General features: G+C 37.3%; 16 protein-coding genes and 1 pseudogene. 11 read left to right on the top strand and 6 right to left on the bottom strand.

What is annotated here, in order from left to right; genetic code table 11:
* Positions 1-133: 133 nt before the first annotated feature.
* From ACFSTA_RS03940 to ACFSTA_RS03930, 3 genes are all read left to right on the top strand, one after another.
* Entirely contained in the window at positions 134-253 is a 120-nt protein-coding gene (locus tag ACFSTA_RS03940; RefSeq protein ID WP_377555247.1) for a DUF4023 family protein, read from the top strand.
* A gap of 135 nt (positions 254-388) precedes the next feature.
* Positions 389-577 carry an H-type small acid-soluble spore protein gene (locus ACFSTA_RS03935; protein ID WP_377555246.1) on the top strand — a complete coding sequence of 63 codons (189 nt, stop codon included), beginning with the start codon at positions 389-391 and terminating at the stop codon, positions 575-577.
* Between the two features lie 15 nt (positions 578-592).
* Positions 593-772, top strand: a complete 180-nt coding sequence (locus ACFSTA_RS03930; RefSeq protein WP_377555245.1) for an H-type small acid-soluble spore protein — start codon at positions 593-595, stop codon at positions 770-772.
* Between the two features lie 904 nt (positions 773-1676).
* Here the strand turns inward: ACFSTA_RS03930 and ACFSTA_RS03925 are convergent.
* Positions 1677-2279 carry a YpjP family protein gene (locus ACFSTA_RS03925; protein ID WP_377555244.1) on the bottom strand — a complete coding sequence of 201 codons (603 nt, stop codon included), beginning with the start codon at positions 2277-2279 and terminating at the stop codon, positions 1677-1679.
* Between the two features lie 258 nt (positions 2280-2537).
* Between ACFSTA_RS03925 and ACFSTA_RS03920 the strand changes: the two genes are divergently transcribed.
* The 4 genes from ACFSTA_RS03920 to pstB all read left to right on the top strand — a co-directional run bounded on the left by ACFSTA_RS03920 (position 2538) and on the right by pstB (position 6331).
* Positions 2538-3554, top strand: coding sequence for a PstS family phosphate ABC transporter substrate-binding protein (locus ACFSTA_RS03920; protein ID WP_377555243.1), 1017 nt, complete (start codon positions 2538-2540; stop codon positions 3552-3554).
* 94 nt (positions 3555-3648) lie between these two features.
* Entirely contained in the window at positions 3649-4605 is a 957-nt protein-coding gene (pstC, locus tag ACFSTA_RS03915; protein ID WP_377555242.1) for a phosphate ABC transporter permease subunit PstC, read from the top strand.
* A 1-nt stretch (position 4606) separates the two neighbouring features.
* On the top strand, positions 4607-5491 hold the full coding sequence (gene pstA / locus ACFSTA_RS03910) for a phosphate ABC transporter permease PstA (protein ID WP_377555241.1): 885 nt from the start codon (positions 4607-4609) through the stop codon (positions 5489-5491).
* Positions 5492-5518: 27 nt separating this feature from the next.
* On the top strand, positions 5519-6331 hold the full coding sequence (pstB, locus tag ACFSTA_RS03905; protein ID WP_377555240.1) for a phosphate ABC transporter ATP-binding protein PstB: 813 nt from the start codon (positions 5519-5521) through the stop codon (positions 6329-6331).
* Between the two features lie 111 nt (positions 6332-6442).
* On the opposite strand, the gene ACFSTA_RS03900 is transcribed toward pstB, so the two are convergent.
* The gene (locus tag ACFSTA_RS03900; RefSeq protein ID WP_377555239.1) at positions 6443-8113 is read right to left on the bottom strand and encodes a methyl-accepting chemotaxis protein; all 1671 of its coding nucleotides are present in this window, start codon (positions 8111-8113) and stop codon (positions 6443-6445) included.
* A gap of 300 nt (positions 8114-8413) precedes the next feature.
* Here ACFSTA_RS03900 and ACFSTA_RS03895 point away from each other — a divergent pair, with 300 nt between their 5' ends.
* Genes ACFSTA_RS03895 through ACFSTA_RS03885 form a run of 3 tightly spaced genes read left to right on the top strand, consistent with a single transcriptional unit; the run spans position 8414 to position 9477 of the window.
* Positions 8414-8776, top strand: coding sequence for a DUF2089 domain-containing protein (locus ACFSTA_RS03895; RefSeq protein WP_377555238.1), 363 nt, complete (start codon positions 8414-8416; stop codon positions 8774-8776).
* A 12-nt stretch (positions 8777-8788) separates the two neighbouring features.
* Positions 8789-9169, top strand: a complete 381-nt coding sequence (locus tag ACFSTA_RS03890) for a hypothetical protein (RefSeq protein WP_377555237.1) — start codon at positions 8789-8791, stop codon at positions 9167-9169.
* A 14-nt stretch (positions 9170-9183) separates the two neighbouring features.
* Entirely contained in the window at positions 9184-9477 is a 294-nt protein-coding gene (locus ACFSTA_RS03885; RefSeq protein WP_377555236.1) for a hypothetical protein, read from the top strand.
* A gap of 45 nt (positions 9478-9522) precedes the next feature.
* Here the strand turns inward: ACFSTA_RS03885 and ACFSTA_RS03880 are convergent.
* Positions 9523-10758, bottom strand: a pseudogene (locus tag ACFSTA_RS03880) (MFS transporter).
* A gap of 382 nt (positions 10759-11140) precedes the next feature.
* On the opposite strand from ACFSTA_RS03880, the gene ACFSTA_RS03875 reads away from it, so the two are divergent.
* Positions 11141-11860 carry a YebC/PmpR family DNA-binding transcriptional regulator gene (locus ACFSTA_RS03875; RefSeq protein ID WP_377555235.1) on the top strand — a complete coding sequence of 240 codons (720 nt, stop codon included), beginning with the start codon at positions 11141-11143 and terminating at the stop codon, positions 11858-11860.
* 39 nt (positions 11861-11899) lie between these two features.
* On the opposite strand, the gene ACFSTA_RS03870 is transcribed toward ACFSTA_RS03875, so the two are convergent.
* The 3 genes from ACFSTA_RS03870 to ACFSTA_RS03860 form a co-directional block, all read right to left on the bottom strand.
* Positions 11900-13066: a TraB/GumN family protein gene (locus tag ACFSTA_RS03870; protein ID WP_377555234.1), complete on the bottom strand. Its 1167-nt coding sequence runs from the start codon at positions 13064-13066 to the stop codon at positions 11900-11902.
* Positions 13067-13184: 118 nt separating this feature from the next.
* The gene (gene spx / locus ACFSTA_RS03865) at positions 13185-13595 is read right to left on the bottom strand and encodes a transcriptional regulator Spx (protein WP_377555233.1); all 411 of its coding nucleotides are present in this window, start codon (positions 13593-13595) and stop codon (positions 13185-13187) included.
* Between the two features lie 55 nt (positions 13596-13650).
* Entirely contained in the window at positions 13651-13938 is a 288-nt protein-coding gene (locus ACFSTA_RS03860) for a hypothetical protein (protein WP_377555232.1), read from the bottom strand.
* Positions 13939-13960 lie beyond the last annotated feature (22 nt).

Raw genomic sequence — 13960 nt, 5'->3', positions numbered from 1 at the left:
AAGTTGGAAACGGTTTGCATCATGATGTAAATTTTGTTAGCCATGTATTTAAATTACCCGAGTCCAAGATGTATGATTCAAATGCTTAGAGGTAAAATTATTACTAACGCCTTTATTCAGGAGGAGGGATCTCATGGAAGATACTACTCAATTTGTTGAAAAATTTAACGAAAGAAAAAGGAAAAACGAACAAACAAGGAAGAGGCAAGCGAACGGTAATAAGGCAAACAGACTCCCTAGTAAGCGTCACTAACAAGCATAAAAATGGCCATGACAACATACGTCATGGCTTTTTTTCTAAACACCTAATAACCAAAAATTCCCCTGGATAGTAGCGTCTTTCAAGTAAAAAATAATAACAAGACGTTGTTACAAAGGAGATGGGAAAATGGATAAACAGCGTGCACAAGAAATTATAAGTTCTCCAACAATGATAAACGTCTCCTATCATGGAGTACCTGTGTATTTACAAGAAGTACCGTTAAATGGTGAAAAGGCTAAGGTTTTCCCCCTTGATGAAATGCATAACGAACAAGAGGTCGATTTAAACGGTTTATTCGAAAATGGTCCACATTAATTGGAGGGGATTTAGATGCATAAACAACGTGCTGAGGAGATTTCTCAATCTCCAGAAATGAAAAACGTGGTACACAATGGTAAACAAGTTTATATCCAACATGTAAACAACCACAATGAAACTGCTAGAGTTTTTCACCTCGAAGAACCTGAACAAGAATTTGATGCACAATTATCAAGCCTTTTTGAAAGATAATTGTTAACCTCCCTTTGTGGAGGTTAACTTACATAGCAAGATGGAAAGCGAACTTGGCGGTTATTAAAGGCTGTTCTCTTAATGTGGTGCTTTTCCAGGAGATGAATATTGTTCGTAGTTGATGTAAAATGCGAAGTAACTTTCGCTTGGATTTACTTTCTTTCACACTTTCGAAGGGATTGCTATACAACCGCTCCGGCAGAATACTTCGCTTTCCGCGGGCACGGCCTCAGCCTCCTCAGAAGAAAACCACTTCTTGCGGGGTCTTCGGACACGTGCTGTTCCCGCAGGAGTCTACGTATTCTGCCTACGCTGATGGTAGTAATCTGGTTATGGAGTGGTATGGTAGTAACCCATGCTATCAACATTCAGTGAGGCTCTTCTATACAATACATGTAATGAAGTTGTAATCCACNAAAACCACTTTTTCTGCGTGCGATGTGTCGCTGACGTAGCGTTCCTTGTCCTGCGGGAGGAAAGGCATCGGTGAGACCCCACAGTGCGTAGCACGAGGAGGCTCACCAGCCGCCCGCGGAAAGCGAAGTGTATTTCTGGAGCGAGGTTTGGTGCAGTACATTTAATCTCAAGTTTAACCACGATTTCATACTATTTACTTCGCAGTTTATATAATTGACGAAACAAAAGAGTGGACAGGTTTCGTTCTGAACTGAAGGTGACAGCACGGACATGGTGGACGTTATTACATAATCATCGATTTCTCCTTCCTGACCTCTTTATGTTGACCGAGAATAGAGCCTTATTAAAATAATCTCAATATGTAATACTTTCTCCCATTTCACCTAAAATGAAAGCAATCAAAGTAAAGCAAATCCAATCAATAGAACAAAACTATTAGAGAAAAAAAGAAAACACCGCGGACCCTTCATCCCAGTGTTTTCCTTTTTTATGCCATCCATTTCGGCGGTGTATTTTTATCCCAATATATTTCTCCAATTGTGTGATGTTTTTCGTAACCATCTTCACTTACATGATAATGAAAATTAAACCAATACCCTTCCTGCGGTCGAACGTCACGTCTTACGTGAAATCTAGCAATATCCTTTTTTAATTGATTATCATAAACATTAAATATCTTTTCTCCATAACCCTCTGTTGGCTGCTCTGTAATGGATACGTATGATAAATTTTCATCCCCAACATTCGTTAAGATGGTTTGTAGTGCTTCTTCTATGTTCGGTAAAATAGTCGCCATGAATTCATCTTCTACTTTTTCAATTATTCTCGGCCCCATCTTAGCAATCGTTTGATCCTTTGCCTGTTCAGTCATATTACGAAGGGAATCGTATTCCGTATCGGTAGTGAGATGAATATCAAGATCGCCTGCATTTTCTACAGAACCTTTCGAATCTGTTATTCCTCCATCTTCATTTACCTTTGGTGATACAACTTCATTTTCCTCGTCAGTAATTAAATACGTAGGTGTATAAATCCCCAATGTAAGAATGGCTATAAGAACGACAGCTATTTTTCTCATCCAAAGTTTCATCTACGTTCACCCTCAGCATTTTACTTATTAAAATTTTACCATGTTCATAGAAAATGTCTATTAAATTTCAAATCTTTCATAAAAAAATTACTATTTTAGTTCCTAAGCACTATATAAAACTTCAAATCTTAAATTTACATAATATTTACATTGGCTATATATTCATTTAATACTAGAGTACTATACTAGCAATTGAGAGAGGGGTCATACCTCCTTTCCCAAAAAATATAAATCGCAAATATAGGGAGGACAATTTTAATGAAATTCAAAAAGTATCTTATGTTCCTTTTCGTAGCTGCACTTGCTGTTGTGCTTGTAGCATGTGGAACAGACTCAGAAGAAAGCAATGGAGATGGTGATGAGACAGAGGACACATCATCAGAAAATAATGATACAAATGAAGAAGAAAACAATTCGTCAGACGAGCTAGAAGGTAGTGTTGTCATTGACGGATCTGGAACAGTTTATCCATTAATGTCTCGATTGGCTGAAGAATATATGGTGAACGAACAACCTACAGTCTCTGTTGAAGTTAGCCGCGCTGGTACAAGTGCTGGATTTGAGAAATTCTTAGTAGAAGACGGAACAGATTTTAACGATGCTTCACGTTTCATTAAAGATGAAGAACAAGCTAAAGCAGATGAACTTGGAATTGAAGTAAAAGAATTAAAAGTTGCTTTAGATGGACTAACTTTTGTTACTCACCCTGATAACGATTGGGCTACTGAAATGACACCAGAAGAGATCAAAAGCATTTTCTTGGCTGATGGTGGCGTTACAAAATGGTCTGATATAAACCCAGATTGGCCAGATGAAAAAATAAACACGTATGGTCCAAATGAAAACCATGGAACGTATGAATTTTTCTATGAAAGTATTTTAGAAGAACAAGATTTAGTAAGTGATGTAAACCTTCAACAAGAATATTCAACATTAGTAACACTAGTATCTGAAGATGTAAATGGAATTGGATTCTTCGGGTTTGGATACTATGTGAATAATCAAGACGCATTAAATGCAGTACACGTTGATTTTGGAGAAGGACCGGTAGAACCATCTCTTGATACCATTGCAGAAGATGGAGATTACGCTGGCTTCACTCGCCCAGTATTCACTTATCTAAATGTGAATCACGCGAAAGAAAAGCCACAAGTTTTAGACTATGCAATTTATGTTATGAATAGTGCTAACGACTTTGCAGGTGAAACAGGATTTGCTCCGATTCCGGCAGAAGAAGCACAAACACTAGTTGAAGAGTTAGAGGCACTTAAATAATAAACATTGATAATAAAATATACAGATTGAAGATGAGGGCATCATGCTCTCATCTTATTCTGACTTATAAGCTCTGAAAGGAGTGCTCATTATAATGGCAATTAACAGCAATGCGAACAAAGGAAACGCTGTTCAGGTTAAAGAATTAATCGAACAAAAGAAAAAAAAGAAAACCATGCTTAATGTAGTTGAAAAAGCCGTTCCTGCTCTCCTTTTTCTATTTGCAGTAATTTCTATCCTAACAACAGCTGGAATTATATTTACGTTATTGACGGAAACCATCGAATTCTTTAAACAAGTACCAATATGGGAGTTCTTTACTGGGAAAATCTTAAAGCCACTGAGTCAAACACCCGAATTTGGTGTACTACCATTATTAGCTGGTACGATAATCTCGTCGGTTATCGCCATGCTAGTTGCTGGTCCGATTGGTTTAATGGCTGCAATTTATTTAAGTGAATATGCATCAAACAAAGTAAGGAGAGTCTTAAAGCCACTTCTCGAAGTACTTGCAGGTATTCCAACGATTGTATATGGTTTTTTCGCTTTTACTTTTGTAACACCTGTTATCCGATCCATATGGCCAGCAGTTGAAGCGACCAATATCCTTAGTCCTGGTATCGTAATGGGAATCATGATTATTCCAATGATTGCTTCTCTGTCTGAGGACGCGATGAATTCTGTACCAAATTCGATGAGGGAAGGCGCATTAGCTTTAGGGGCAACTAAACTAGAATCAACATTTAAAGTCGTTATCCCTGCTGCTTTATCTGGAATTATTGCATCTTTTGTTCTCGGAATCTCTCGAGCAATTGGTGAAACGATGATTGTAACGATTGCAAGTGGAAGCTCTAAAAACTTCACCTTTGATCTAACACAATCAATGCAAACAATGACTGCATACATTGTGGAAGTTTCCGGCGGAGAAGCACCTGCCGGCTCAACAATCTATTACAGTCTATACGCAGTTGCAATGACATTATTTGTATTCACACTTATTATGAATTTACTTGCAAGATATATCTCTCGTAAATTTAGGGAGGAATACTAACATGAAACATGTGGATTCAGCACAAGTTCAGAAAAGAATGAACGGGCGTATTTACAAGAATAACACGCTAAAAGGAATATTTTTTCTAGCTACTTTGTTTGGACTTATTGTACTTGGCTTACTCATCTACCGTGTCCTGGCAGATGGTATAAGTTGGATTGATTGGGATTTTATCATAGGTAGACTTTCAACTGATGCGAATAGAGCCGGTATCATGGGGGCAATATTAGGGACCGTTTGGTTAATGGCTGTCGTTGCACCAGTTACTCTCATTATCGGAATAGGTACAGCGATATATTTAGAACTGTATGCCAAAAAAGGCCGTCTACAAGCACTTATTCAGACAAATATTGCAAATTTAGCTGGGGTACCTTCTATTGTTTACGGTATTTTAGGTCTTACAATATTTGTTCGCGCGTTAGATTTTGGAAATATTATTTTAGCTGGGGGATTCACCTTATCCTTACTAGTTCTGCCTATCGTAATTGTGGCGGCACAAGAGGCAATTCGTTCTGTACCACAGCATTTAAGTGAGGCTTCCTACGGGATGGGTGCAACCAAATGGCAGACGGTGAAAAATATCATCCTACCTGCAGCATTACCTGGTATTCTTACCGGTGCGATATTAGCTTTATCACGCGCAATTGGGGAAACTGCACCACTGACGGTTATTGGTATACCTGCCCTAATCATTCCGTTTCCTGGTGGGATATTTGATAAATTCACAGCACTTCCAATGCAGATATATTATTGGACGTTAGATTCATCTTTAGTAGCTGAATATGCAAACTTAGCTGCAGCAACAATTGTAGTCTTACTGTTACTATTATTCGTTTTAAATTCCGTAGCCATCATTATTCGAAATAAATTCCAACATCGCTACTAAGAAAAATGATTTCAAGGAGGGAAAATAATGAGCCTATCAATAGCAAAAGACTCGGTTATTCCAACAGAATCACTACACACCGATAAAAAAATCGTTTTTGATACGAAGGATTTAAATTTATGGTATGGCGATACACATGCATTAAAGGATATAAATCTATCTGTATACGAAAAAGAAGTAACTGCCATTATCGGACCATCCGGATGTGGTAAATCCACCTATTTAAAAACATTAAATCGTATGGTTGAGCTTGTCCCTACTGTAAGTACCTCTGGGGTTATTACGTACAATGATAGGGAAATTCTAAATAAAAACTTTAAAGCGGAAGAACTACGGACAAATGTAGGAATGGTCTTCCAGAAGCCCAACCCATTCCCGAAATCTATATACGATAATATTGCCTACGGACCAAAGATCCATGGTATTCGCAACAAAAAAGTGCTTGATGAAATTGTAGAGAAAAGTCTTCGTGGCGCCTACATTTGGGACGAAGTGAAGGATCGTTTAAAAGAAAATGCCTACGGACTATCTGGTGGCCAACAGCAACGAATTTGTATCGCTCGGACATTAGCAATTGAACCAGATGTGATCCTAATGGATGAACCAACATCTGCACTCGATCCAAAATCAACTCATAAGATCGAGGACCTAATCCAAGAACTGAAGCAAGATTATTCCATCATTATCGTAACGCATAATATGCAACAAGCAGCACGAATCTCTGACCGTACTGCATTCTTCTTGAATGGAGAAGTAATTGAATACGATAAGACAGATACGATTTTCACCAATCCATCAGATCAAAGAACCGAAGATTATATTTCTGGACGTTTTGGGTAAAACTAATAAAAGAACTCCTCCCGTTCTATATAAAACAGTTGACTGGCTATCGAATAGCCAGTCTTTTTTTAGGTGCCTGTCACTTGTAAAAATTTTACAAGTGACAGGCACCTAATCAATTTTAAATTGCTTGGTATGATTTGCTAGTGATTTGGAGGCTTGGATTAGTTTTAGTCCAATGTCATGTGTTGCTTCCATTTGTTGAACTTGATTCTCACTACTTGCAAGCATTTCTTCTGCACTAGCTAACGTTTCTTGGGATACTGATAAAAAGCTTATCGTTTCTTTTTCTAGTCCCGGTAGGATATGCTTTAGATCATTTAACTCCACTTGCATTCCTTTTAGGTCATTACTTACCCCTAAAATCTGATGCATAAGATCATCATTCGATCGCTTCGACTCCTTCGACTTTTCTAATGTCGAGTTTGTCTTTACCAGCATATTATCAAATTCATTAGATGCACTTTTCGTCATACTCTCCATATTCGTTATGGAATCTGTAATTTGGACTGCCGCAACTGATGATTGTTCAGCAAGCTTCCCAACTTCGTTTGCCACTACAGCAAACCCCTTCCCGGCATCACCAGCACGAGCAGCTTCAATTGCAGCATTAAGTGATAATAATTTGGTTTGTTCTGCTATTCCCTGGATCAACCCGACAAGTTCACTGATAGCATTGGAGTTATTTTGCACCTGCTTTATTGTTTTTGTTAACTTTTCAAAGTCTTGTTCAAATGTTTGTATCGTGGTGATTAACTCCGTCATATTTTTATCTCCACGAATGGCTGAAGAATTCATATTTTCTGCGCTATGGAATACTTCATCCATGTTTGATATCATTGCCCCTACTTTTTGATTCATTATTTTGAAGCTCTCCACACTACTCTCGGAGCTGCTTGCAGTTTGTTCTGCACCCTGCTTAACAACTTGAATTGCTTCAATAACATCATGACTTGACGCAAGTGTACCACTTGATGATTGTTGCAATTCTCCCCCTGTTTGCTCCAGGTTAGATGAAGTACCTTTAATTTCATGCAAAGTCGTTTTCATATGCTGAATCATCGTATTGTAACTTTTATGTAATGACGTTATTTCTGGAATCGTTGTTTGAATCTCAGAAAGCTGAAAGTTTCCATCCCGTACCTTTCTCATTGTTTTGCGAAGCATCGTTAGTGGTCTGGAAATACTCCGAACAAATAAAAGAATGACAAGCGTCGAAATTAAGATACTTGCTACCATTACACCAATTGTAAAATATGCCATTTGATTTACTTCTCCCATATAGGAATCCGTTGGAACAAGTAGCACATAAATTCCTGATAATTCTTCCATCTCCTGAAACGTAAACGTGTAATTATTACCGCTAATAGTTTGATGAAAGCTCCCATTCTTTAATTCATTTATTTGGTTAATTACCGATTCTGGAATGTCTGGAAGAGATTCATTGCTTACTTTAAAGGGAGTGACATCCTCATTCGTAACATAGAAATATTCAGAGTCTATTCCTTCCTCCAGTAGTTTATCGCGTTGAGAACGAATACTTATTTCTAGCTGTTGCATGAAATACGCATCATCACTTACATAAGTAAACTTTAAATTATTGGTTATGTAACCCATTAAGTCCACTTCTCGCTCAAGCCGATTCTCAATCGTGTTCATCGTTATATCCTTAGCTTTCATATAAGAAGAAATCCCAACAGAAATAATAGATATGATTAATAACACACTAAATATAAACACTAATCTCGTTTTTAAATTTACATCCCTTATGCTCCTACGCATATACAACCCCACCATTTCCAACAAAATCCATTCATATAGTAAAATTGTACCAACCCAATATTAAAAACATGTAAACCCCATGTGAAAAATAATTAAAGGTGCCTGTCACCACCCGAATTTTGTCGTTTACTGTCGAAAGCATCTCCGGAACACCATAATTAATGCATAGATTAATTATATTAATTTTAAAATCATAATTAATTAATTATAATTATATATTTTTAATATATATTAATTTTTATGTTTACTTTTCAAATGAATAGTTATATAATAAATTCAAAATTACGAAAGGATAATATTATGACACATCCAGTACTAACAAATTGTCCCGTTTGCAGCGAAACATTAACAATTACAAAATTACATTGCAACCATTGTCATACAACGATTGAAAATGAGTTTGAGTTAACCAAACTATCCACGTTGTCAAAGGAACAACTCCATTTCATCGAAACGTTTCTTGTATGTCGAGGGAACATCAAAGAGGTCGAAAAAGAGCTTGGCGTATCCTATCCTACTGTGCGTGGCAAGTTAAATGACATTATTGGCGTTTTAGATTACAAACCTAAACAGCATCATAGTGGTGATGAACGAAAAATTATTGAAAGAATGGAAAAAGGAGAAATAAATCCTGATGAAGCGATTAAAATGCTTAAAAAATAAGGAGGAAATAAAATGAAAGAAGAAATCGCAAAAGTGTTGCAAATGATGGAAGCAGGGAAAATTGATGCTTCCAAAGCTACAGAGCTTATTCAATTACTTAAGGAAAAGGAAGAAGCACCTAAACAAAAGAAAACAAATTACATGGATAAGACATTAAAAATCCGCGTTCTATCTGATGAAAAAGATACGGTCACTGTCAATTTACCAATTAGACTAGTAAATGTAGTTTTAAAAGCTGGTCACGGAATTGCAGCAAGTCTCCCGGAATCTGAAAAGTATGTGAAGGACTTAGATATTGACCTCATTTTAGAGGCAATTGATCAGGAATTAGAAGGACAGATCGTCGACATTAATTCTGCAGAAGGTGAGAAAGTAGCTATTTTTGTAGAATAGGAGTGGAAAAAGATATGATAAAAGTTAAGATTAAAACCAAAGGTAGATATAAAATCACCATACCCATCCCATACTTTGTACTAAAATCGTCTAGTTCCATTCTTTGCTCCAACTTTATATTTAAAAAAATTGTTTCTGCGGAGGAATACACCACGACAAATAACCCAACTAACACACCCTTCCCAGTTAATAAAGAAATTATAAAACCCCTGCTAAAAACAACCATCAATGAATTACAAAATCATCGAGGGCTAACCATCGTAGACACAAAACTACATGACGGAACAAGCATTTCTATTCACTTATAAGTAAGGGTGCCTGTCACCTGTAAAATATTTACAAGTGACAGGCACCTATTTGAGCGATCGAAAGACGAAGAAGAAGTATAGGGATGCTATTAGGTATAGTCCGGCTGTTATGGTGAAGACGTGTGCGTATCCCCAGTATGCTCCTGATACAAGAACGATTGATGTAGATACTGGACCCATAAATGCCCAGCCTAGCTGGAATACCATTTGATTTATGGAATTAGCCAACCCCTTCATCGAGTCATCGACCTTCGACATTATTAACGATGCCTGAATTGGATTCCCTGCATTCATCAAGGCCTGTCTAAATAGGAAACCAATACTCGCTATCCATATATTCTGTGTGTAAGCAGTTAATAAAAGAAACGGCAAGGATAGTAGCTGTAACGTAACAACTGCTCGAACTTCCCCAATCTTTTTAACTACTAATGGACCAATAAACATCGCGATAGCTGTAGCTCCTTGCCCTAATGAGATTACTAGACCAACAATGGCATTAGATGCATCAAATCGATCAGCAAAATATAGGTTCAAGTATGGCACAACTAATCCACTTCCAAACCCAATTAATAATTGAGCAAATGCAAACAACGCGATTACTTTAAACCCTGTTTTATTGTTGTTAAAAAAGGCTTTAATATTTATCTTTTCCTTTTTCTCAACAACAGGTTTTTGACGTTCAGTCATTTTCATAATTGGAAAGAATGCTATTAAATAAAAGATACTCCCAATAATAAGGGTAAACCGAATACTCAGTAAATCCGTTGTAACCAACGCAAATAAATCGGTTAGACCACCACCTAGCAAACTACCAATTACTTGTGCTCCGGTCATAATTGCAGCATGCAAACTAAATAAGTGAACCCGCTGTTTAGGGGTGGAGTTTTCCGCGAGTCACGGTATCGATGAAACTTGCAAAAACGCAGTGAAAAGCCCAGTTGCAAAACCAGCCCCCAGCAAGAGGGTTTGCATTTCTACCACACTACGAAAAATCAGGATTGCTCCGGAAGCAACGACACCAAATATCATCACATTTTTCCGTCCCAATCGGTCACTTAAAATCCCTGCAGGAACTAAAATAATTGCTGTTGCAAGTGCCGTTAAAGAGATGACCTGACCATTAACGTCCTGACTCATTCCAAGCTCTCGAATATAAAAATTATATATAACCATAAACATTCCCAAACCAATTTGGGAAAAGAGATTTGCTATAATTGCCAGTTTAATATTTTTATTATACGTCTTAAACTGATCCGACCATTCCTGAAAGAATAGACTCATTATTGAATCGCCGCCCTTAATATTTCGTGCCCCTAAGTATATTAGCTTCATTTCTATAAAAAGTAAACAAAAATGCCCGTTGAACAGTGCACATCAATTCCACATGCGAGTTCACTGTAGTTGATGTAATTGCACTTGGTATAGTATTGCCGCAGAGAAGTATTGCAGCGGTCATTTGATTCCTTATTTGTTATACTTGTGGCTATTTTTGAAGCTAAAGGACAAGAGTTCCGTATATCTCCTCAAAAGAGCTCCGTCGCACCTTTTCAATAATTCCTAGCTACCAACTTAAAAATATTTGACTTTTGATGTATACTTAAAAATGGGAATACAACAAGTACCTATTACTTGATTACACATATGCAGAAAGAGAGTGTTAACTATGGGCCGTAAGTGGAATAATATTAAAGAAAAGAAGGCGGCAAAGGATAAAAACACGAGTCGCATTTATGCTAAGTTTGGACGCGAGATTTATGTTGCTGCCAAACAAGGAGAACCAGATCCAGAAGCAAACCAAGCACTAAAATTAGTCTTAGAGCGAGCTAAAACATATAATGTACCGAAATCCATTATCGACCGTGCAATTGAAAAGGCAAAAGGTGGAGATGAAGAAAATTACGATGAGTTGCGATACGAAGGTTTTGGACCGAATGGTTCCATGCTTATAGTTGATACATTAACAAACAATGTGAACCGTACAGCTGCAGATGTACGAGCAGCCTTCGGAAAAAATGGTGGGAACATGGGAGTAAACGGTTCTGTTGCCTACATGTTTGATGCCACTGCGGTATTGGGAATAGAAGGAAAATCAGAAGAAGAAGTACTGGAAATATTAATGGAAGCAGATGTCGATGCTCGTGATATCTTAGAAGAAGAGGATGTTGTCATCGTCTACGCAGAGCCGGATCAGTTCCATGCTGTACAACAAGCTTTTAAAGATGCAGGAGTTACCGAGTTTACCGTTGCAGAGCTAACTATGTTAGCGCAAAATGATGTAACTCTTCCAGAAGAAGCACTGACACAGTTTGAAAAACTAGTAGATGCCTTAGAAGATTTAGAGGATGTACAACAGGTTTATCATAACGTTGATTTAGGAGAATAATAGGAAAAGCAGACCCTATCAAAGGTCTGCTTTTTTATATTACAAGTTCTGAATAAACAACCGTACAACATCCGCGCCACCAATAAATGTTCCTAGCGAGCTACCAATGTTAGCAAATACAACAACAAGTAGTATACGAGTTACTTTATTTCGCCAAAATCCTTTTACGGTAAATGCGTCCTCTGTTAGATTTTGAAAATCTCTTACATTTGGTTTGGTGATGTATGCTTGAACAAACCCTGCAAACCACCCTGCTGCCAATAGCGGATTTAATGAAGATATCGGTGCCACAACCAGCGCAGTAAGCACTGCAAGTGGATGTCCTAACGCTACCGCTGTACCGATCGCAGATAAGCCTCCATTCCATATGACCCAACTAATTGTTTGTTGGATTCCATCGGATGGATTAGACAAAAACGTGTAAAGAATTACTGCTAAGATAATAATTGGTATAGCCCAAGCAATTACTTTCGGAGCTTGGGACTTTGGTGGTAGTTTTGATAGCTTCCCTAAGTCATGGTCTCGTTTAATTTCTTCTTTAATACCAGGTACATGGGCAGCACCTAAAACAGCTACAATCTTTTTCCCTGGAGCCTCTTTAATCTTTTGAGCTAAATACTGATCTCGTTCATCAATGAGTGGCTTTTTTAATTTCGGAAAGCTTTCCGTAAATTCATGCAGCATGGAATCAATCATATCCTGAGATTTCATTTTTTCCAATTCTTCTTCTGAAATCGTCTCTTTTGTAAAGATACTGGCTAGTACCTGTGTAAGTAACATCGCCTTTCCTTTTAACCCGATTCCCCGCCAAATTCGAGAGAAAGTGATTTGGATATTTCGGTCAGCCAAAACAAGTTCAGCACCAATTTCTTTAGCTGAATCGATTCCTTGAATCATCTCTTGTCCAGGGTTAATCCCAAACTGCTTTGCCATCCTTTTTTGGAAAGAAGAAATAACAAGGTTCATTAATAATAATGTTGCCTTCTTATCCTTAATAACCTTAAAAATATCTGTATCCTGCCATTTACTTCCTTCCATAACAGATTTATAACGTTGCTCATCTAATTCCACACAGACCGAATCAGGTTTCTCTGCTTCAATAACATCTTTCACCTGTTCTGCACTATTTTTAGAAACATGGGCAGTTCCAATCAAAATCAATTCTTTACCATCTATTTCTATTCTAGTTATATTTTCCTCCGACATAAACTACCTTCCTTTTCGTGAACATTAGCTTAATCGTAATCCTATTTCGTATTCTATTATTAATAATAAACTAGAACAGAATAAAATTGAATATATTTCGTAATTTCTATCTTTCCATCTAACCCTTTACCACTTGAAAATTGTTTAATCTCCATTTTAAAAATTGCTGTTCACGTGTTTTCCTTGGTAGGAATTGTCTTATATCATCTGCATGAAAGCCAACCTGCAGCCTTTTTTCATCAATAATAATCGGACTTCTTAATAGTCTTGGGTGTTCATGAATAAATGAAAGCAATTTTTGCAAAGGTAGTGCATCAATATCTAAATCTAATTCTTTGTACGTTTTCGACCTCGTTGAAATGATTTCCTCTGTTCCTTCGATTGTCATACGAAGGATTGCTTTTAGTTCATTCACAGTTAATGGTTCTTTAATGATATTTCTTTCTACATAACTTATTCCTTGTTTCGTAAACCATTCTTTCGCTTTTCTAGTTGATGAACATGCTGCTCCAAAAATCATAACAGTCATTTAACATTCTCCATTCTCTACATTTTTATCGTATGATACGGTTACTATCCTCTCCTTAAGTTCTGTTCATATAGTTCTTACACAGCTCTATAAATGGCTGTGGTGATGTTTTAACGGTATAGGAGAAAACGCCACTATTTGTGTGTAAATAAAGTAGACCACCTTCTCCTCCAAGCTTCCTGTATGATATGTCTAATACTTCTTGCAGCAGGAACACCCTGTGCTTGGATTCAATTCGGTCATTGTACAAATAAAGTTTTCTTTCATGTTCAATATCCACTTGCTCGATACTATTCACTTGACGCTCTGTCTTATAATACGTTTGCTCTGCTATTGACTCCATGCAAGTCCCCCAATATACCTTT

Source organism: Ornithinibacillus salinisoli (assembly GCF_042684965.1).
GTDB classification, from domain to species: Bacteria; Bacillota; Bacilli; order Bacillales; family Amphibacillaceae; genus Ornithinibacillus; species Ornithinibacillus salinisoli.
The sequence above is the reverse complement of the archived record's forward strand: the minus strand, read 5'-3'. Positions and strand labels throughout refer to the sequence as shown.